This is a genomic window from Sphingobacteriales bacterium, from assembly GCA_016711285.1.
Classification (GTDB): Bacteria; Bacteroidota; Bacteroidia; order Chitinophagales; family UBA2359; genus JADJTG01.
In genome coordinates this window covers 271,347-291,746 of record JADJTG010000010.1, presented here as the reverse complement: position 1 = coordinate 291,746, position 20,400 = coordinate 271,347, and the positions used below count along the sequence as shown (strand labels likewise).

Annotated in this window: 17 protein-coding genes and 2 pseudogenes; 7 read left to right on the top strand and 12 right to left on the bottom strand. The window is 42.2% G+C overall.

Translation table 11 applies throughout. The features are described from left to right. Window positions 1–445 precede the first annotated feature (445 nt). The 3 genes from IPL35_06970 to IPL35_06960 are packed head-to-tail and all read right to left on the bottom strand — an operon-like array spanning window position 446 to window position 1,804. Window positions 446–658, bottom strand: a complete 213-nt coding sequence (locus tag IPL35_06970) for a hypothetical protein (GenBank protein MBK8443161.1) — start codon at window positions 656–658, stop codon at window positions 446–448. Next, window positions 628–1,242, bottom strand: coding sequence for a GIY-YIG nuclease family protein (locus IPL35_06965; protein MBK8443160.1), 615 nt, complete (start codon window positions 1,240–1,242; stop codon window positions 628–630). The genes IPL35_06970 and IPL35_06965 overlap by 31 nt, the downstream gene beginning before the upstream one ends. After that, window positions 1,178–1,804: a 3'-5' exonuclease gene (locus tag IPL35_06960; GenBank protein ID MBK8443159.1), complete on the bottom strand. Its 627-nt coding sequence runs from the start codon at window positions 1,802–1,804 to the stop codon at window positions 1,178–1,180. The genes IPL35_06965 and IPL35_06960 overlap by 65 nt, the downstream gene beginning before the upstream one ends. A gap of 240 nt (window positions 1,805–2,044) precedes the next feature. Between IPL35_06960 and IPL35_06955 the strand changes: the two genes are divergently transcribed. The 6 genes and pseudogenes from IPL35_06955 (at window position 2,045) to IPL35_06930 (ending at window position 8,837) form a co-directional block, all read left to right on the top strand. Then, complete coding sequence (locus IPL35_06955) at window positions 2,045–3,634, top strand: SAM-dependent DNA methyltransferase (GenBank protein ID MBK8443158.1); 1,590 nt, start codon at window positions 2,045–2,047, stop codon at window positions 3,632–3,634. Beyond that, window positions 3,624–4,094, top strand: coding sequence for a restriction endonuclease subunit S (locus tag IPL35_06950; protein MBK8443157.1), 471 nt, complete (start codon window positions 3,624–3,626; stop codon window positions 4,092–4,094). Before IPL35_06955 ends, IPL35_06950 begins: the two co-directional genes overlap by 11 nt. Window positions 4,095–4,197: 103 nt before the next feature. Next, window positions 4,198–4,770 carry a restriction endonuclease subunit S gene (locus IPL35_06945; protein MBK8443156.1) on the top strand — a complete coding sequence of 191 codons (573 nt, stop codon included), beginning with the start codon at window positions 4,198–4,200 and terminating at the stop codon, window positions 4,768–4,770. Between the two features lie 26 nt (window positions 4,771–4,796). After that, window positions 4,797–5,414 carry a transposase gene (locus tag IPL35_06940; GenBank protein MBK8443155.1) on the top strand — a complete coding sequence of 206 codons (618 nt, stop codon included), beginning with the start codon at window positions 4,797–4,799 and terminating at the stop codon, window positions 5,412–5,414. Between the two features lies 1 nt (window position 5,415). Next, entirely contained in the window at window positions 5,416–5,619 is a 204-nt protein-coding gene (locus IPL35_06935) for a hypothetical protein (GenBank protein ID MBK8443154.1), read from the top strand. Next, window positions 5,616–8,837, top strand: a pseudogene (locus IPL35_06930) (type I restriction endonuclease subunit R). Before IPL35_06935 ends, IPL35_06930 begins: the two are co-directional and overlap by 4 nt. Before the next feature lie 242 nt (window positions 8,838–9,079). Here IPL35_06930 and IPL35_06925 read toward each other — a convergent pair. The 5 genes from IPL35_06925 to ispG form a co-directional block, all read right to left on the bottom strand. Then, window positions 9,080–9,661 carry a radical SAM protein gene (locus IPL35_06925; GenBank protein ID MBK8443153.1) on the bottom strand — a complete coding sequence of 194 codons (582 nt, stop codon included), beginning with the start codon at window positions 9,659–9,661 and terminating at the stop codon, window positions 9,080–9,082. A gap of 184 nt (window positions 9,662–9,845) precedes the next feature. Next, window positions 9,846–10,055 carry a DUF2892 domain-containing protein gene (locus IPL35_06920; protein MBK8443152.1) on the bottom strand — a complete coding sequence of 70 codons (210 nt, stop codon included), beginning with the start codon at window positions 10,053–10,055 and terminating at the stop codon, window positions 9,846–9,848. A gap of 261 nt (window positions 10,056–10,316) precedes the next feature. Continuing rightward, window positions 10,317–10,514 carry a 30S ribosomal protein S21 gene (locus IPL35_06915; GenBank protein MBK8443151.1) on the bottom strand — a complete coding sequence of 66 codons (198 nt, stop codon included), beginning with the start codon at window positions 10,512–10,514 and terminating at the stop codon, window positions 10,317–10,319. 90 nt (window positions 10,515–10,604) lie between these two features. Then, a complete protein-coding gene (locus IPL35_06910; GenBank protein ID MBK8443150.1) occupies window positions 10,605–11,714 on the bottom strand; it encodes an acyl-CoA dehydrogenase family protein in 1,110 nt (369 codons plus the stop codon). A gap of 214 nt (window positions 11,715–11,928) precedes the next feature. After that, window positions 11,929–13,908, bottom strand: coding sequence for a (E)-4-hydroxy-3-methylbut-2-enyl-diphosphate synthase (gene ispG / locus IPL35_06905; protein ID MBK8443149.1), 1,980 nt, complete (start codon window positions 13,906–13,908; stop codon window positions 11,929–11,931). Between the two features lie 329 nt (window positions 13,909–14,237). On the opposite strand from ispG, the gene IPL35_06900 reads away from it, so the two are divergent. Continuing rightward, a complete protein-coding gene (locus IPL35_06900) occupies window positions 14,238–15,353 on the top strand; it encodes a hypothetical protein (GenBank protein ID MBK8443148.1) in 1,116 nt (371 codons plus the stop codon). 126 nt (window positions 15,354–15,479) lie between these two features. Here the strand turns inward: IPL35_06900 and IPL35_06895 are convergent. From IPL35_06895 to IPL35_06880, 4 genes and pseudogenes are all read right to left on the bottom strand, one after another. After that, window positions 15,480–16,800, bottom strand: a pseudogene (locus IPL35_06895) (peptidoglycan synthetase). 343 nt (window positions 16,801–17,143) lie between these two features. Then, window positions 17,144–17,551, bottom strand: a complete 408-nt coding sequence (locus IPL35_06890) for an OsmC family protein (protein MBK8443147.1) — start codon at window positions 17,549–17,551, stop codon at window positions 17,144–17,146. A gap of 264 nt (window positions 17,552–17,815) precedes the next feature. After that, a complete protein-coding gene (locus tag IPL35_06885) occupies window positions 17,816–18,985 on the bottom strand; it encodes a glycosyltransferase family 4 protein (GenBank protein ID MBK8443146.1) in 1,170 nt (389 codons plus the stop codon). Window positions 18,986–19,083: 98 nt separating this feature from the next. Then, a complete protein-coding gene (locus tag IPL35_06880) occupies window positions 19,084–20,367 on the bottom strand; it encodes a hypothetical protein (GenBank protein ID MBK8443145.1) in 1,284 nt (427 codons plus the stop codon). Window positions 20,368–20,400 lie beyond the last annotated feature (33 nt).

Below are 20,400 nucleotides of genomic sequence, written 5' to 3'. Positions count from 1 at the left end.
AAACCCTTGCCGCCGCCGATAAAATGCAAACTGCGGGCTGGGCTGCTTTTGAAAAAAGAAAAGAAGAAAAATCAAAAAATTTACGCCTACGAAAAAAAAAGAAATTCCTGTCATCGACCCACATTTGGAAACCGAATTTCCGGAAGCATACCGCCGCTTGGGAGTTTTTTTGAAAAACAAGCTGCAAGCTATAAAAAACAATTTTGTATTGGGTGATGAGTGCCAAACAGGAAAGCACCACGCCGCTCGCGCCTTGATAAACTTATTGAGCAGAGTGCGCAACAACAGCGTTTGCGTTGAAAATTTTGTTTTTTTTAATTTGTATTAAAAAAAAGTGCAAGTATGTTTTTTCTGTTAAGTATTTCGTTAGAAATTATTTTATATTTTAAAGTAATAAAATAATTGATAATCAGGTGCTGTATACTAAACGGTAATGCACAACTGCCTACATATCCAACACCAGCATTTTTAAATACTTTTTGCGCTCCACAAAAGAACGAATAATACCTTGCGTGTCGCGGTTGGTGGGATAATGCACAATATGCTCCAAAATCCGCTTGATATAGCGGCGTTGTGGCGGCAGGCTACAATAACCGATACCCTGATACGCACCGTTTTTCACCCATATCACCGCATATTCGCCCACCTGCCTACCCACATCAAAGCAAAAAATGTGGCTCGCGAAACTGCCAACTTTTCCAATAGCTGCTCCACCCGCACATTATAATCCGCCGTCGGCTCTTCGCCCACACAAGCACCGGCGCACTCCTTAATCTGATAATAAAAACACGCCCCTTTGGTATCAAACAAACCGTTTAGTTTTTTGGCACAATTGATAGGTGCGCGTCCACTGCTCCAAAGTCGCTTTGCCGCCGCCACCGACTGAAAAGTAGCCACTACCATTTGTGCAGCGCGACTGCTGTGGACAACGCGCAGGCAATGGTAGCTTTCGCCGTTTATAAAATGCTCCACGCAATACGGAAAACGGGTGCGCCTTTGAGCGCGGTTGTAGAGCGGTTTGAGGCATTTTATTTCGTGCGATTCCAGCAGCAAAGCCGCCAACTCGCTGCCCGTTATTTCGTAGCGCACTGCTGCAATTTCGGCTTTCATACGCAAAGCCTTAGCCGTATCGCAATTATTCAGATGCGTTTGTACCCGCGTTTTGATATTTAAACTTTTACCCACATAAATAATTTTTTTGCGGCTGTTGAGCAAATAATACACCCCCGCCGCTTCGGGCAAACGCGGTAAGTTGTGTAGTCTGAAAAGTTTCGGGCTGTACGGCTAATTCGGGAGCAGCAGGGGGCGGCGGTATTTTTATGTATTCGTGCAAAGCGGCTATCTGGTGCGTATAGCGCAGCAAGCGGCTTTTATGCTCAACACGAATTTTGAAATGCGTACACAGTTCTTCCAACTGATAAGAGGGCAAATGCGGATAGCTGCTGCGGGCAGCCTTGAGTGTGCATATAAAATCGTGCTTAAAGACAAATCCCAACTGCTTAAAGGCACGCCGCAACACTTTATATACAAATTGTGCATCGTGAGCGATGAGCGTTTTGCCTTCGATGAAGTTCAGAAAATCTTTGGCGATGGCATAAAAAGGCGGAGCTTGCTGCAACTGCTCCATACTGAGAGCCAAATAACTTTGCTGTCGGTACGAAAGTTTTTGTTCGGGGTGCACCAAACTCGCCCACTCCCAGTGCGTTGCCGCCTGATACAGTGCCAGCGACACGATGTTGTCGTCTGCGCCATTGCCGCCGGTTTCAAATAAATATAGATGGCTTCCATAAAAAAAGCAGCACACAGAAAACGATATTTTGATACACTAGGAAATGAGTTGCCCCTGAAAAATGAATATATGATATGAATGGGGGGTGATGTTTTTTTTCAAAAAAATTTTGTACCCAGCGGTGTTAAGAAAAATAATTATAAAATATCCGTGAGTGCGGGCAATTATATTATTTTTGCGGATATGCGGGGTTGGACAATGGCAGACAACAAGATTAAAATGACATCAATACAAAACTGACAGACCAATAAATATATGGCGAAACAGAAGAAAGAACAAAAAGAAAAAGCAATTGAAGTGACCCTTTGGGAAGCAGCCAATAAATTGAGAGGCAGCGTAGAGCCAGCCGAATACAAACACGTGGTATTAGGACTGATTTTCTTAAAGTTTGCCAGCGATAAGTTTGAAGACCACCGAGCCAAACTCATTGCCGAAGGCAAAGAGAAATACATTGAAATACCGGAATTCTACAATATGAACAATGTGTTTTTTTCAGAAAAAACCAGCCGATGGAGCTACATTATAAAAAAATCAAAACAAACTGATATTCCCCTGCTTATTGACACCGCTTTGCACACCATTGAAAAAAATAACAAAGCCCTGAAAGGTGCTTTGCCCGACAATTACTTTTCTCGTTTGGGATTAGATGTTACTAAATTGGCTTCTTTGCTGGATACCATCAACGATATTGATACCACCAAAGACCCCAAACAAGATGTGGTAGGCAAAGTGTATGAATACTTTCTTTCTAAATTTGCATTGGCTGAAGGGAAAGGGAAAGGAGAATTTTATACGCCCAAAAGCATTGTAAATCTCATTGCCGAAATGATAGAACCATACAAAGGCATTATCTACGACCCTGCTTGTGGTTCGGGCGGTATGTTTGTGCAATCTATTAAGTTTATTGAAGCACACCACGGCAACAAAAAAGAAATTTCTATTTACGGACAGGAATACACCAACACCACTTATAAACTGGCAAAAATGAACCTTGCCATACGAGGCATTAGCGGAAACCTTGGCGAAAAAGCAGCCGATACTTTTGCAGACGACCAACACAAAGACCTGAAAGCTGATTACATAATGGCAAACCCGCCTTTTAACCAAAAAGATTGGAGAGGCGAAAACGAGTTGATAGATGACCCACGTTGGCTTGGTTATGATGTGCCACCAAAAAGCAACGCCAACTATGGTTGGATTTTGAATATGGTGAGCAAACTAAGCGATAATGGTGTAGCAGGTTTTATATTGGCAAATGGTGCTTTGAGTGGCGGTGGCGAAGAATATAAAATACGCAGAAAACTCATTGAAAATAATTTGGTGGAAGCGATTTTAGTTTTGCCACGCAATTTGTTTTACACCACCGACATTAGTGTTACGCTTTGGATTTTGAATAAAAATAAAAAAGCACATGTAAGTGCGGTAAGGGCGAATCATTATTCGCCCCGACATTACCGTAACCGTGAAAAAGAAATTCTGTTTATGGATTTACGACAACTGGGCGAACCCTTTGAAAAGAAATACACTCAGTTTTCGGATGATGATATATTAAAAATTACAAGCACTTATCACCAATGGCAATCAGAAAGTACGAACAATCCCTTGTGGTTTCCATATCAAAATATTCCTGAGTTCTGCTATTCCGCTTCGTTTGATGAAGTAGCCAAAAAGGATTTTTCGTTGGTGCCGAGCAAATACATTGAGTTTGTAAACCGAGATGAAAATATAGACTTTGATGAAAAAATGAAGAAACTTCAAGGTGAATTTGCCGACTTATTGAAAGCCGAAGCACAAAGCAAAAATGATTTACTAACCGTGTTTAAAGAATTGGGTTATGAATTATAAAATCGGCGAAGCCAAATCAAATTATAAGCGAATTGGCGATTATATTCAAAAGGTTGAACACCGAAACCGTGATTTGAAAGTTACACGCCTTTTGGGTTTGAGTATGACAAAGGAGTTTAGAGAAACAACTTCTAATATTGTTGGGCCTGATATGTCGGTGTATAGAGTTATTAGAAAATATCAATTTGCTTGTGATTTTATGTCGCCCATTCGAGTAAATAAATTACCTGTTGTTTTAAAATTAGATGATGAACCAAATTTAGTTTCACCTGCATATCCAGTATTTGAAGTAAAAGACAAAAAAGAACTAGACCCTGAATATTTAATGATGTGGTTTCGCAGACCAGAGTTTGATAGGTATGCAACTTTCAAATGTGATGCAGCTATTAGAGGTGGATACGAATGGACAGAATTATGCGAAACTTTAATTCCAGTTCCCCCCCATAGCCAAACAACGTGAAATCGTAAAAGAATACAACACCATACAAGACCGAATACAAATCAACCAACAACTCATACAAAAACTCGAAGAAACAGCACAGGCTATTTATAAGCAGTGGTTTGTGGAGGGAATTGATTTAGAGAATTTGCCGGAAGGGTGGAGGGTTGGAACACTATCTGATATTGCTAATATAATAATGGGTCAATCTCCTGAAGGAGAGAGTTATAATGAAGCAGCTGAAGGTGTTGCTCTAATTAATGGTCCAGTTGAATTTGGAGAATATTTTACAGTAAAAACAAAATGGACAACTGAACCGAAAAAATATTGTGAAAAAGGCGACTTGATTTTTTGCGTAAGAGGTAGCACAGTTGGCAAAAATGTAATCGCAGACGACAGATATGCTATTGGAAGAGGGGTTTGTGCAATTCGTTCTAAATATCAAAACTATTTAATCCAATTAATGAAATGCAACTTGAATGAATTACTCAAAGATGTTACTGGTTCAACATTCCCAAATATAGACAGAGTAACAATAAGTGATTACCCTATTACTATCTCTACCAATACTTTATTAGAAGAATTTGAAAAGAAAGTATCTGCTATAAGTAATTTAGTTTGGATAAAATCATTAGAAAACCAAAAGCTATCCGAACTTAAAAACTTACTACTTTCCAAATTAGCAACAGTACAGTAAGGGCGTACCCTTGCGGTCGCCCATTCGTGTATGAGGGCAACCGCAAGGGTTGCCCCAACGGTTGCCCCAACGATAAAAACGAAAACAGTATGAGTCAATATAACCCAAACATTCACCACCGCCGTTCTATCCGATTAAAAGGATATGAATACAGCCAAGCAGGTTTGTATTTTATAACAATATGTTGTCAGGATAGGGCGTGTTTGTTTGGGGGCGTGGTGAAAGGCGAAATGATATTGAATGATGCGGGTATGATGGTTGAAAACGAATGGAACCAATTACACGAACGTTTTACAAATATCCAATTACACGAATATATTGTGATGCCCAACCATTTCCACGCCATATTAGAAATCGTAGGGGCGACCCTCGTGGTCGCCGCCCCCAACGGCGAAACGGTGTCCCCCAACGGCGAAACGGTCGCCCCCAACGGCGAAACGGTCGCCCCCAACGGCGAAACGGTCGCCCCCAACGGCGAAACGGTCGCCCCCCAACGGCGAAACGGTCGCCCCCAACGGCGAAACGGTCGCCCCCAACGGCGAAACGGTCGCCCCCAACGGCGAAACGGTCGCCCCCAACGGCGAAACAGAAAAGGGGCAACCACAAGGGGTTGCCCCTACGCAAAAAAACAAAACCGTTGGTGATATGGTTGGGGCGTTTAAATCCATTGTTACGGTGGAATATATTCGGGGGGTAAAAAATTGGGGTTGGATACCATTTAACGGAAAATTGTGGCAACGCAATTATCACGAACACATCATCCGCAATGAACAATCGTACCAACGAATTTCTGACTACATCATTAACAATCCTACCAAATGGACAGAAGATAAATTTTATAAACTATGAAATTTACCGAAGTAAAATTAGAACAAACTTTTGTAGAGCTTTTGCAGCAGCAAGGCTTTATCCACCAATTAGGCAATACCCTTGTGCGTAAGTCCGATGAAGTGTTGATAGAATCAGATTTGCAAGCCTATTTAATGAATCAATATGCCAGTAATGGCATTACTACATCGGAAGTAAAATCTATTATTCTTCAACTCAAATCGCTTTCCGCTTCCGATTTGTATGAAAGCAATAAAACCTTCTTAAAAATGCTTTCAGACGGTTTCATTCTCAAACGAGAAGACCGCAACCAAAAAGACATTTACATTCAACTTATCAATTATGTAGGCTTAAACAAACACCGCCAACCTAGTGAAGATGAAGTAATTTCAATAGCGGCAGAACCCGAATAGCAATATTTAACTGACAACAACATTTATAAATTTGTAACACAGCTTGAAATTGTAAGCAGCGAAAAGCGCATTCCCGATGGTATCATTTACATAAATGGTTTGCCCTTGGTAGTATTTGAATTTAAAAGTGCCATAAGAGAAGATGCAACCGTATTTAATGCTTATGAGCAAATAACAGTAAGATACAACCGAGATATTCCAGAATTATTTAAATACAATGCTTTTTGTGTAATAAGCGATGGCGTAAACAACAAAGCAGGTTCGTTTTTTGCACCTTACGACTTTTTTTATGCTTGGCGTAGAGTGGCAGGACTTGCCAGAGACGTTGATGGTATTGATAGTATGTTTACCCTCATACAAGGTATGTTTGATAAAAACAGATTGAGAGATATTATTCGCAATTTTATTTACATACCTGATAGCTCAAAGAAAAATGAAAAAATAGTTTGTCGCTATCCTCAATACTATGCTGCCAGAACTTTGTACGAAGCAATAAAGATGGCACAAAAACCTCAAGGCGATGGAAAAGGTGGTACTTACTTTGGTGCAACGGGTTGTGGCAAAAGTTTTACCATGCTATACCTCACCAGATTGTTGATGAAGAGCGAATATTTTGAAAGTCCAACCATTGTATTAATTACCGACAGAACCGATTTGGACGACCAACTTTCGGGGCAATTTACCAATGCCAAAAATTTTATTGGCGACAATACCATTGTAAGTGTAGAAAGTAGAAATAATTTAAGAGAACTGATACAAGGCAGACAAAGTGGTGGCGTTTTTCTCACTACCATTCACAAATTTACAGAAGACACAAAACTACTTTCTGATCGCACCAATATTATTTGCATTAGCGATGAAGCCCACCGAAGCCAAGTAAATCTTGACCAAAAAATAAAAGTAACCGATAAAGGCGTTAGCAAAACTTTTGGCTTTGCAAAATACCTACACGATAGTTTGCCCAATGCCACCTTTGTAGGTTTTACAGGAACGCCAATAGATGCAACACTTGATGTATTTGGCAAAGTAGTAGATGCCTACACAATGACAGAATCTGTAAAAGACGAAATCACCGTAAGAATAGTGTATGAAGGCAGAGCAGCAAAAGTGGCTTTAAAAAATGACGAGTTAGAAAAAATAGAGCAATACTATGAAGAAGCAGCCGAAGCAGGAGCCAACGAATATCAAATAGAAAAAAGCAAAGAAGAAGTAGCCAGTATGAATGCTATTTTAGGCGACCCAAAAAGACTAAAAACAGTAGCAGAAGATTTTGTAACGCACTACGAAAAAAGAATTGCCGAAGGAGCGACCGTAAAAGGCAAAGCAATGTTTGTATGCAGTAGCCGAGAAATAGCCTATGAATTGTATAAAAATATAATTGAAATAAAACCTGAATGGGTAAGGGCTGCCCTAGTGGCTGACCCTAAAGATGAAGAAAAATTATCCGAAAAAGATAAACGAGAATTAAAGCCAATTGAACGCCTAAAAATGATAATGACCAGAGGGCAAGATGATGGAGAAACGCTTTATAATTTATTAGGCACAAAAGACCAGCGCAAAGAATTGGATAGACAGTTTAAAAACGAAAAATCAAATTTTAAAATAGCCATTGTAGTAGATATGTGGCTGACAGGTTTTGATGTACCATTTTTAGACAGCATTTATATCGACAAACCTATTCAACAGCACAATTTAATACAAACCATATCGAGAGTAAACCGAAAATTTGAAGGAAAAAATAAAGGATTGGTAGTTGATTATATTGGCATAAAAAAACAAATGAATCTTGCCTTGGCGAGATATAACAAAGGCGATGAAGACAATTTTGAAGACATTGCAGAATCGTTAATAATTGTAAGAAATCATTTAGATTTATTAGCCAAATTGTTTCACACTTTTGATAATACAAAATATTTTAACGGTTCAGCATTGGAGCAATTAAACACTTTGAATTTAGCTGCCGAATTTGCACAACAAACCAAAGATATTGAAACCCGATTTATGGGTTTTGTAAAACACCTCAAAGCAGCCTACGACATTTGTGCAGGAAGTGAGCAACTAACACAATCGGAGAAAGATTATACGCATTTTTATTTAGCAGTTCGTTCCATAGTTTTCAAACTTACCAAAGGTAATGCACCTGACACGGCACAGATGAATGCCAAAGTAAGGGAAATGATTAAAAATGCTTTAGAAAGCGATGGCGTTGAAGAAATTTTTAAATTGGGGAATGAAGAAGGATCGGAACAGGATATTTTTGACAAAGATTATTTGGCAAAAATTGACAAAATAAAATTACCCAATACTAAAATAAAATTATTGCAGCAACTATTAACCAAAGTAATAAAAGAATTAAAGAAAGTAAATAAAGTAAAAGGTGTTGATTTTTCTAAAAAAATGCAATCTTTGGTCGAACGTTATAATGAAAGAGATGAAAAGGATATTTTAAGAAGTGAGGTGTATGAAGAAATGGCAAATGCTTTAACCGATTTAATTTGGGATGTACACAAAGAATTTTCGGCAGGTGATGCATTAGGAATCAACTTTGAAGAAAAAGCATTTTACGATATTTTGAAAGAACTTTGTATAAAATACGACTTCAAATATCCAGACGACAAAATGATTAAACTTGCAAAAGCAGTGAAAGACTTAGTGGACGGACAAGCTAAATTTCCCGATTGGAACAAACGAGAGGATATAAAATCAGCATTAAAAGTTGGGCTTATTCTATTACTTGACGAATTTGGCTATCCACCAGTAGAAAGAGACGAAGTGTATGTGGAGATATTTGAACAAGCAGAAAATTTTAAAAAAAATCAGAACTAATGTGTCACCGCAGCAGTCACACACATTGCCAAGTAATTAATATGACAAAAGAAATGGTTTGCTGATACAATAAACAGGAAAACTAAGGTAACAACTTGTTGTTATTAGCGGCGACACACAAAATTGAAGTTGAATACTTTTATATGATCTTGTTTAATTTAAATATGTAGTACTCACTAAATTCATCGCTACTATCCCACAAAAAACAAAAATTCAATACTACCCCGCTTAAAAAAACACAATTAAGGAATATCTAAATATTTGTGTGTTTGCAGTGAAATACGCCATTGCGGGTGTTGTTTCACCAAGTCCACCAAAAAAGGAGTGATACGCTCGCGGCGACTCCATTCGGGTTGCAACAGCAGCGCAGTGGAGGTGTTCAGGGCAGGAACAAAACTTTGCGCCCATTTCCAGTCGCTTTCGTGATATACCACTACCTTCAACTCCTGCGCCAGTGCCAATACTTCAAGCAGGGGGGCTTTAAATTTTTTCGGCGATACACAAATCCAGTCCCAAGTACCCGAAACCGGATAGGCGGCGGAGGTTTCCAAGTGCGTTTTGAAGCCCGCTTGCCGGAGGGCGGTAGTCAGTGGGGCGAGGTCGTACATCAGCGGCTCGCCGCCGGTAACAACGGCGATGCGGGCGGGCTGTTGGGCGGCAGCGGCTACTACATCTTCCACCGAAAGGCGCGGGTGGTCGGCGGCATTCCAAGAGGCTTTTACATCGCACCACACACAGCCTACATCGCAGCCGCCCAAACGAATGAAATAAGCGGCTTTTCCCTGATGAAATCCTTCGCCCTGCAAAGTATAAAAATGCTCCATTACCGGCAGCGTATCCGTAGCGGCGCGGCGCGGCAATTTTACGACTGCAACAGGCTGTTGGGCAGCCGCAGGCGGGGTAGGAGGCGACAGAATTATCATAGAAAAAACCCGAAAGACCATGATAATATGCTTTCGGGTTTATGTTTTTTTATTAAAATAAAATATCTAAATCCGCAAAGTGTGATTAATGGTCGTCTTCTTCGGAAGCAGCTTCGGGGTTGTTATTGATACCCATAGCTGCATATACAGGACACATTCCCAACAACGCCGTAATAAAAAACGGCAAACTAAAAAACATCAGCCACACTTGTTGTGTCAATGCACCCGCCATTAAAATCACTACCATTATCACATAACGCACTAAAATATCTTTGAAACTGAGATTGTATTTCATAAAAAATTAAGATGGTTACAATGTATAAAAATATCAATAATATTTTGTCCTACAAAGTTAGGAGATTAGTTTCAAAAGCACAAATATTTACGATGTTTTTAGCGGCGCGATACAGCATATTCTGTGCGGTTTGAAAAAATACCTAATACTTTATACAAAAACAAAGCCGCTTGTAAGAATTATCCTACAAGCGAGCCGATTTTTTATAAAAATTCAGAAGAAAAAATACTTCTTTGCTCACCGCAAAGCAAGAACCTATAATTACTCTTGGCTGTTCGGACCGTACATTTCCTCTTTATAAATAGCCTTTAATTTCTGTTGGCGATTTTGAATAGAGGGCTTTGTGAACTGCTTGCGTCTGCGTAATTGGCGCAAAATGCCCGCTTTTTCAAATTTCTTTTTGTATTTGCGCAAAGCCTTATCAATAGTATCGCTTTCTCTACAATCAATAATCAACATAAATAGTAAATATCTTAAATGTTTTTAATGAAATTTAGGACGGCAAAAATAGGTTTTATTTTTTAATAATCCAAAATCCTGATAATAAAATTATTTTAAAATTTCGCGGGAGATAACCAATTTTTGAATTTCGCTCGTGCCTTCGCCGATGGTGCAGAGTTTGGAGTCGCGGTAAAATTTTTCTACCGGAAAATCTTTGGTATAGCCGTAGCCGCCAAAAATCTGAACGGCATCGGTGGCAATCTGTACGGCGGCTTCGGAAGTGTAGTATTTTGCCATTGCCGACTCTTTGGTCATTTTCAGTCCTTTGTTTTTCATATCGGCGGCTTGCATAGTGAGGAGTTCGCCCACTTCCACTTTGGTTGCCATATCCGCAATTTTAAAGGCAATACCCTGAAAATTCGCAATCGGCTGCCCGAATTGCTCGCGTTCTTTGGCATATTTGAGGGCGGCTTGATAAGCTCCTTTGCCGATGCCCAAGCCGAGTGCGGCGATAGAGATACGCCCGCCGTCCAAAATTTTCATTGCCTGCTGAAAACCTTCGCCCACCTGACCGAGTACGTTTTCTTCGGGAATACGGCAATCTTCAAAAATCACTTCGGCGGTTTCGGAGCAGCGCATACCGAGTTTATTTTCTTTTTTGCCTGCTTTAAGCCCCGGAGTGCCGCGTTCCACCACAAAAGCCGTCATGCCGTGGCTGTCCAACAGTTCGCCGGTGCGTGCAATCACCACTACCACATCGCCCGTAGCACCGTGCGTAATCCAGCATTTTGCACCGTTGAGTACCCACTCGTTGCCCTCTTTGCGGGCGGTGCATTTCATACGCATAGCATCGCTGCCGGTGTTGGGTTCGGTGAGTGCCCAAGCCCCGATATGTTGGGCAGTGGCTAATCTGGGCAGGTATTTTTGTTTTTGGGCTTCGTTGCCGAAAGCGAGGATATGTCCGGTACACAGCGAATTGTGCGCCGCCACCGACAAACCCACCGAGCCGCATACACTGGCAATTTCGCTCACCACCGTCACACATTCAATATATCCGAAACCTGCGCCGCCGTATTCGTGCGGCACTACTACGCCCATAAAACCGAGTTCGCCCATTTTTTTGAACAATTCTACGGGAAAATATTGGCTTTCGTCCCATTCCATCAGGTAGGGGCGTATTTCTTTTTCGGCAAAGCTGCGCACACTTTCGCGAATCATCGCCACATTTTCATTCAAAGAAAAATCAAGTCCGGCACTTGTTGTTGTGTCTGTTTGTATCATGTGTATTTATGTATTGTTGATTATGGCATATTTTTTTAAAAACTTATCATTAAAATAACACAAAGAAGCATTGCAAAATACGGCTTTTTCTAATGAATTTTCAAAGTTTTTGAAAATGGAAACCTGTTTTTTTATCCACAAATACCATTCCTTATCCTTCATCTGTCCACCGCCCGTCTTCGCGGATTAGTTGTATGAGTTCATCTACGGCACGTTCGCTGTTGATGCTGCGTTTCACTACTTCTTTCCCGCGATACAGCGTAATTTTATCTACGCCGCTGCCCACATAACCATAGTCGGCATCAGCCATTTCGCCGGGACCATTCACGATGCAGCCCATAATACCGATTTTTACGCCTTTGAGGTGCTGGGTGCGGGCGCGTATCATCGCGGTGGTTTCTTCCAAATCAAATAAGGTGCGCCCACAAGAAGGGCAGGAGATGTATTCAGTTTTGGAAATGCGGGTGCGCGTTGCCTGCAAAATACCAAATGCGGTGCTGTTTTGTATAGAACGCGGCGCGTTGGCGGCGGCTATCCAAATGCCATCGCCCAAACCATCAATGAGCAAAGCTCCGAAGTCGGTGGCACTGTGCAATGCAAAGTCGGCTTCACTGCAATAAGCGTAGTTGATGTTAAAAATAAGCGGGCAGGCGATGCCGCGCTCCAACAACTCAAAGCAGATGCGCCGCAATGCCGCCATTTGGTGGGTATTGTCGCTGCGGAGCACCAACACCGTATGTTGCTGGGCTTGGCGCAAGGCTTCCCAAAAAGCGGTGGCGGTTTCGCTATTTTCGTCTAAAATGTGGTCGTCAGCCATTACCCATTTGTATTGTGTTGTCCACAAATGCGGTGTATTCAGCAATTCACTGATGTTCAATAAAGGAATACAAGTGCTTTGTTGCGCTGCTTGTTTCCATGTATCAAAACACACCACTTTTTGCAGCGTACCCGGAATTTCAAAAGGCAGGGCAGGGTCGGCAGCTCCCAAAAATAAAAAGTCGGCGGCTTGCTCGGCGATATTCCATTTATCCAAATCCACCTGATAAGTGTAGCCGATGCTTTGCAGTTGGCTGTGGTGTGTAAGGGTTTCTTTTGAAAAATCTGCCACCACTGTCGGCACTTGTTCGCCACCTATTTTTCCGATGCTATGCGTTTTGCGGCGTTGATGCTCAAAAGGGTGGATATATTGCTGCTGTGCCGCCACCACCGGACGAATCGGGTTGTGCGGGTTGCGCTTGGAATAGCGGCGCACCAAAGCTGCCGCCACCGGAATTTCGGCTTCGGGGGCTTCGGTGAGCGACACGCGCACGGTGTCGCCGATGCCGTCTTCGAGCAATGTACCGATGCCCGCCGCCGATTTAATGCGCCCGTCTTCGCCGTCTCCGGCTTCGGTAACGCCCAAGTGCAAAGGATAATTCATATTTTCTTCCCTCATCTTTTGCACCAACAAACGATAGGCTTGCACCATCACCTGCACATTGCTGGATTTCATAGACAGCACGATGTCGTAAAAATTTTCGGCTTCGCAAAAACGCACAAACTCCAGCGCACTTTCTACCATACCTATTGGCGTGTCGCCGTAGCGACTCATGATGCGGTCGCTGAGAGAGCCGTGATTGGTGCCGATGCGCAGCGCAGTTCCATATTCTTTGCAGATGCGCAGCAGTGGCAACAGGCGGCGGCGGATACGCTCTAATTCGGCTTCGTAGGCGGCATCATCATAACTAATAAATTCAAATTTTTTTTTGTCGGCGTAATTGCCGGGGTTGATACGCACTTTTTCCACGATGCGTGCTGCTACTTCGGCGGCGTTGGGGGTAAAGTGAATATCCGCCACCAAAGGCACTTGACAACCGCTTCGGCGAAGTTCGGCTTTGATGTGGGCTAAATTCTCGGCTTCTTTGATGGAAGGAGCAGTGATGCGGACATACTCGCAACCGACCTGTACCAAACGCAGGGTTTGGGCAACGGTGGCGGCGGTATCGAGGGTGTCGGTGGTGGTCATAGACTGGAGGCGAATAGGGTTGTTGCCGCCCAAAGGAACGCCGCCGATATTCACTTCGCGGGTGCGCCAACGCTCGTAGCGTGTGAGGCTGTTGCAGTAGGTAAAAGGGGTGGGAAGTATCAGCATATTGTATTACAACAAAGCGCAAAGATAAAAGATTATGTGGCTCTTTGTTTTTGATTTTTTTAGAGATTTTTAAAATAATTTTAAACTTTTAATGCCATTTTTGAGAAAATACCTTCTAAAACTGTTTAAAGTTTGTACAAAATCAGGCAGAAAAATAAATGCTGTTTTTCCAAATTTTTTAGAAAAAACAACGTTTGTTATAATGCACAACTTAATGAAAAAGGTACTATCCATTATCATTATGAGTATATCTGTAAAAAATGTACTCATGTAGTCTTATCATCTAAGCGAGTAGTATTTTCCTAACCCCCTAAATTTTATTAAATACTATGCAATACCGTTTTGTATATTTTATGGTCTTGTTTGTTTTTTATTGTATAAATTTTACAATAATACAGGCTCAGAGCAAGCACAAAAAAGATAAATCGCAAAAAGACTCTTTATATTATCCTTGTTATTGTCAGTTTGTACATGAGGTTCCTTTTAGCGAAGCACCTAATTGCCTTGGTATAACATTTAGCATTCGAGATGGCAGTCAGGAATGGCAGTATTATGATAAAAAAAGTGAGCAAGTAATTTGGATAAGAGATGAGGAACGCCCGCCAATAGAAGACACGTTAAAATTTTATAAACATATAAAGCACCTATATGTAAATTTTCCTGTGTATTATTATTTTATTGGTATTGTTTATGAAGGTACAGATACCACCTATCACTCTTATGATCCTCCAATGCTTTTGACTTATGACTCCTTAATGACTATAAAAGCGTGGAAAGAAATAAAGGATCTGCTGCGAATTATTGATAATTTAGAAACGCTGACACTCAATTTTAGTATAACCCAATATGAAGACGCAACAGAACAAGCATTTGTGTTGCCCAAAGAACTGACACGACATAAAATAAAAAAACTATCCTTTACCAATAAGGAAGAAGAAGACTATCACTTAAAAAATAAAAAGTACGATGGTGCAACGCGCGGTCTTCCTCGTGGTATTACAGAATTAAAGCATTTAAAAGAGTTGCATTTAATTGGAGTAGATACGCTGTCTGAAGACCTTACGCAATTAAAACACTTGGAACATTTAAAGATAGAGCAGGCTTATGGAGTAAAAGAATTTCCTAAGCAGGTATATGATATCCGTTCTTTGAAATCCTTAGTGTTATATACAATTAAAGATACCTTACCGGAGGGCATCAGTCGGCTGAAAAATTTGGAATACTTAAGCGTAGGCAACCCGCCGGTGTCTATAATGAGTCCATTGTCTTATGTTCCTGCAGAAGAATTGTGCAGTATGAAAAAACTCAAAAAGTTTTCACTTTATTCGTCTTTAATTCGCAATAACGAAACCATAGCTGCCCCGCTGAAAGAGTGCCTCAAAGGTTATTATTTTGCCAATGATGATTCTTCGGGGGGTGTTGAAAAAAGCCCGAATGGGAATTGAGTTAATTTTTTTCAATACCCAATAAATTCTATGCAATACCGCTGATGATTCTTCGGGGAAGTATCAAAACCGAATGTCAAACGGCGCAAACGGCATTGAGGGAAGCGTTATTTATCAGGGGTGCTGTCAAAAAAAAGCAGCTACTGTTTTCTGTAAATCCAAGCCCCCGAAATGCCCCGAACTCATCAGCAGCAAATTGGTATTTTTCCACTCGATTGCCTGTAATGCCGCTTCTAAGGCTGCCCTGCTGCCCGCTATATGCAAATGCGGGTGTTCAAAAGCCGCCGCGATGGTTTCGTGCGAAAGCGGCGGCAGTTTTTTTATCACAAAAGTTTGTTCATCTATATAAATGAGGGCGATATCGCAGTCGGCGAGGCTGTGGCGGTATTCCTGTAAAAATCCGGCGTTGAGGCTGCTGTAAGTATGCAACTCAAAAACCGCCACCAAACGGCGTTGCGGAAACATCTCTCTGACGGCGGCGGTGGTGGCTTTTACTTTGGAAGGTGCGTGGGCAAAATCGCGAAAAACAGCGCAATGTGTGCCCGAAAACAGGGTTTCCAAGCGTTTGGCTGCCCCTTTAAAAGTGCGCATCGCCGCATAAAAATCGGCATTTTCAATACCTATCCACGCACATACTTTGCGAGCGCCTTCTACATTCAGGGCATTGTGTTTGCCCATCACTTTCAAAGGCACTTCGCCGATTTCCGTTTGCAGTATCAAAGTGCCCTCTTCTATGCGATAGTGCGGTGTTTTGTAGGCATAGCAACTGGCAGCAGGCGGCGCAAATTGCCGAACCAAAGCGGGCAGGTGTTCATCTTCGCCCGGAATACACGATGTGGGCGTGCGGCGGCAGATGTTGCAGGTAGTCGGCAAATTGCTGAAGATAATTTTCAAAAGTAGGAAACACATTGATATGATCCCAAGCAATGCCGCTCAACAGCGTAATATGCGGCTGATAATAGCGGATTTTGGGCAGGCGGTGTATTGGAGAGGCAAAATATTCATCGCCTTCGAGGATCATCAGGGGGGCGTGGCTCAGTTGCACCGAAGCCTCAAAACCCTCCAATCGCGCGCCTACCAAGTAGTCAAATTGCTTGCCGCAGCAGCGCAGCACATGCATAATCATGGCAGTGAGTGTGGTTTTTCCATGGCTGCCCGCTATCACTACCCGCGTTTTGTGTACAGATTGCTCGTAGATAAATTCGGGATAAGCATATACTTTGAGCTGCAAGGCTTGCGCCCGCAACAATTCGGGATTGTCGGCTTTGGCGTGCATTCCCAAAATAACAGCATCGAGGTCGGCGGTGATGCGCTCCGGAAACCAACCCATTTCGGCGGGCAGCAAAGCGGCTTGAGCGAGCAAGGTGCGTGACGGTTCGTAAATTTCATCGTCAGAACCCGATACTTCATAACCCTGATGCTGTAAATCAAGAGCTAACTGGTGCATCACACTGCCGCCAATGGCGATAAAATGAATTTTTTTCAAAATAAAATATTTTTTTTCTTAACTGTACAATAAATTAACTTTGCACTCGTTTTTCAAAAAAACACATCTATTATTAAATATATTTTTTTCTTATGAACTTCAAAAATTTTTTAGCTTTTGTAGCTGTATTGTCAGTTTTAGTGTTGAGTTCTTGCCATAAGCAAGGTTGCCCCGGAAAAATCACGCAAAAGGAAACTCAAAGCGAAACTGCCTGCTAATTCGGATATGCAATAAAAAGAAAAAAAGAGCTATCGCAAAAGTCTTGAAAGAGAATATTTTTCTTTCAGGACTTTTTTTTGTTTTTCTACTGCCAATGAAATACCACATCTTGAGCTATATCGGGGTGCAGGCTGTATGCCACCGGACAGGTACGCGCGGCATTTTCGAGCCTTTGGCGGTCTTTGGTATTGAAATGATGGGGCGGCATATAAAAATGCACTTGTACCCCCGCAATGCGGCGCGGCTCCGAAGCCATAATTTTGGTAATTTCTACGCGCGTGCCAACTATGGAAGGCAAATCGTGGTTGCGCTGAAAAATGCCCATGATAGTGAGCATGCACGAGCCTAAAGCCGTTGCCACCAAATCAGTGGGCGAAAAAGCCGCTCCCTTTCCCTGATTATCCAAAGGCGCATCGGTAATCAGTTGCTGCCCCGACTGCACATGTGTAGCCTGTGTACGCAATTCGCCCTGATATACAATTTCGGAAGTCATAAAAAAAATAAAATGTTACTTAGTGCTGTAAAGATAGCAAAAAGTACTGTTTTTTTATAAAATTTATACGTTTTAAAAGTAATAATGCTAAACAAATAGAATAAAAAATAATTGACAGCACGGCCATTCTTTATTGAGAATTATTGAAAATACAATTGGCTTATGCCATAAATTAACTAAAAAGGCAGATAGCTATTCGGCTTTTATCCATCAGAATACAGTACTGTCTTGTCAATAATATTAATACGCAGTTCTCATTATTTTTTATCCATTGACAAAAGCCTGATGAAATGCACCAATGCGCCGAGCGATATTTTCGGGTGTAAATAATTGTGCGTGGGGTTTGCCTTTTATAATGTGTTGTTGCCGTAATTGCGCTGTAGAAAGCAACTGCTCCAGTGCGGCGGCAATTTCGCGGGCATCGTTGGGATTTTGTACATATACTGCCGCTTCGCCGCCTGCTTCCTCAAAACAACCGCCTGCTGTGGTAATAACGGCAGTGCCGCTTGCCAGGGCTTCCACGATGGGCATTCCGAAACCCTCCGTTTGCGAAGGATACAGCACCGCCACCGCCTGTCGATACAAAAACGGCAAAGTAGCATTATCCACCGTCGGCAACCAATGCACACGCTGTTGCAGATGGCGGCTTTTGATATAGGCTTTAATTTTCTCTTGATACGGCACACCCATACCCACTGCTTTTCCTACCAAAAGCAGGTGCAGATCGCCGAAAGTATCGGCAATGTGGGCAAAGGCTTCCACACTTTGCGCTGTATTTTTGCGCGGCGTAACAGCTCCCACACTCAACACAAAGCGCGGCGGCAAAGCAGCAGCAGTTGAAGCAGGGACAGAAGCGTTGTTGTCGGTGTCATAAAAAGCAGCATCGCAAGCCGGCGGAATGACAGTAATTTTTTCGGGCGGAGTATCGGGATAAAAAGTTAAAATATCGCGGCGCGTTTGTTCGCTCGCCGCGATGAGGGCGTGGGCACGGCGGCAGGCAAATTGTGTTTTGTGGCGATAAAAAAACACATCGCCGCGTGGATACAAATGCGGAAAACGCAAAAAAATGAGGTCGTGGATGATTGCCACTTCGCGAATGTCGGTTTGTGGTTCGCCGAAGGGGAGTTCATTGCTCAAGCCGTAATATATTTGGATTTGGTCGTGTTTCCATTGTTGTCGCATACCCCACGATCGCCACAGTGCGCCGCCGAAACTGCGCATCAGCGGCGAGTACGGTGTGGCGATACTGTAATTATTGAAATAAATTTCTTTTAAAAAATGATGAGAAGGGGGGATTTTTTTGGGACTATATAGAATAAAGTGTGTATCGTGTGGAGAAAGTTGAGAGGCTAAGGCATTGCAAAAACGGCGGCTGTAATTACCCAAGCCGCTGCTGTTGAAAAACAAACGTTTTGCATCAATTCCGATATTCATTTTTTATTCCGCTGCCACAAAAATAACAAAAGCAACGAAGTGCGGACACCTCATTGCTTTTGTTTTCTTATAATTTCAAAAAAAACGTATTATCTTTTTTATAAATCACCTTTTTCTTTTGCTAAATCTACTGCTTGTGCAGCCCAATTGTCGCGGCGAATGCGTCCTTGGAAAAACTCAATCGCTTCATTGACCATATCTTCATCTTCAGAGGTGAAACGCGCTATTTGCACAAATTTGTAGATACCTAAAGCGTTCAGTTTTCTTTCGATAAAAGGACCGATACCTTTGATAATTTTGAGGTCGTCGCGGTCGTCGCCTGCATACACGCCCAAACGCTCAAAATTGATATTTGCGGCGCGTTGGCGTACACGTTCCAAAGCAGCTTGCTCATCATCATCTTTAGAATTTTCCTGTTGAGGAGCGGCGGCGACAACCACAGGTGTAGCGGCGGCGGCTAATGCTGTTTGTTTTTCTTGTTGGAGGCGTGCGATTTCTGCTCCACACGACTGGTGTGCAAGGGCAAGGGTATCGTATTTTTTCTTCCACTCTTCAATTTGATTCATCAAACCACTGTCGATGGTAGCAGTACCTGCAGCTTTGGAGCGGGTGAGCTCATTTTTCAAATTGCGCACTTCGGTATTCAGGGTATCTATTTGTGCGGCAGCTTCTACTTTTGATTTTTTGATGGTATCGTAGTTGTCGTTGAGGTTTTTATAATCGCTGCTCAAACGCAAGAATTCCTGTTGTAATTTATTCAAATCTGCCATCAAACGCTGGTTGTGGGCTTGCACTTCTTCGTCTAACGATTGCACCACGGTATGCGTAATAACCGGAGCGGCAGCTACCACGGCATTGGGTTGGTCGGAGATAGCGGCATTGAGGCGTTCTATTTCGGAGCGGAAGCGTGCATTGTTGCGGTCTAAATCCTGCATTTGGCGCAAAGCATCTTCATATTGTACTTTGTAGCTTTTGGCAGTGTCGAGTTCTTTCTCTACCTGTGCATAGCGGTTTTGTTGTTGATTCCATTCGCGTTCTTTTTGCTCAAAAGAAGCCCGCAATTGCACCATTTTAGATTTTGCATCTTCGAGTTCGCTGCTGATTTCACCTGTTTTCTGGTTGCCTTCGGCGGCGTTTTTATATTTTAAATTCAGGTCATTGTATTTTTTTTGAAGGCTTTCGTATTCGTGTACTTTGCTTTCGTACATAGATACATATTTGGTGTGGTCGGCGGCGGCGGCGGCAACCACTTTGGCGGTAGTAGTACCTGTGCTTCCGGTAGCAGCTACTTCATTTACGGTAGTTCTTCTACCGATACACCAGCCCAAAAAGGCAGCTACTGCCATTGCCAATAAAATGAATAAAGATGAAGATAAAAGCATATAATAAATGGTATAATTTTTTGTTTGTATTTA

What these genes read in the sequence shown, in the direction of transcription:
- ispG (MBK8443149.1), bottom strand. Translation starts at nt 13,908, where the DNA reads ATGCTGATACTTCCCACCCCTTTTACCTACTGCAACAGCCTCACACGC.
- IPL35_06950 (MBK8443157.1), top strand. Translation starts at nt 3,624, where the DNA reads ATGAATTATAAAATCGGCGAAGCCAAATCAAATTATAAGCGAATTGGC.
- IPL35_06885 (MBK8443146.1), bottom strand. Translation starts at nt 18,985, where the DNA reads ATGAATATCGGAATTGATGCAAAACGTTTGTTTTTCAACAGCAGCGGC.
- IPL35_06935 (MBK8443154.1), top strand. Translation starts at nt 5,416, where the DNA reads ATGGTTGGGGCGTTTAAATCCATTGTTACGGTGGAATATATTCGGGGG.
- IPL35_06955 (MBK8443158.1), top strand. Translation starts at nt 2,045, where the DNA reads ATGGCGAAACAGAAGAAAGAACAAAAAGAAAAAGCAATTGAAGTGACC.
- IPL35_06915 (MBK8443151.1), bottom strand. Translation starts at nt 10,514, where the DNA reads ATGTTGATTATTGATTGTAGAGAAAGCGATACTATTGATAAGGCTTTG.
- IPL35_06910 (MBK8443150.1), bottom strand. Translation starts at nt 11,714, where the DNA reads ATGATTCGCGAAAGTGTGCGCAGCTTTGCCGAAAAAGAAATACGCCCC.
- IPL35_06890 (MBK8443147.1), bottom strand. Translation starts at nt 17,551, where the DNA reads ATGACTTCCGAAATTGTATATCAGGGCGAATTGCGTACACAGGCTACA.
- IPL35_06920 (MBK8443152.1), bottom strand. Translation starts at nt 10,055, where the DNA reads ATGAAATACAATCTCAGTTTCAAAGATATTTTAGTGCGTTATGTGATA.
- IPL35_06900 (MBK8443148.1), top strand. Translation starts at nt 14,238, where the DNA reads ATGCAATACCGTTTTGTATATTTTATGGTCTTGTTTGTTTTTTATTGT.
- IPL35_06925 (MBK8443153.1), bottom strand. Translation starts at nt 9,661, where the DNA reads ATGGAGCATTTTTATACTTTGCAGGGCGAAGGATTTCATCAGGGAAAA.
- IPL35_06880 (MBK8443145.1), bottom strand. Translation starts at nt 20,367, where the DNA reads ATGCTTTTATCTTCATCTTTATTCATTTTATTGGCAATGGCAGTAGCT.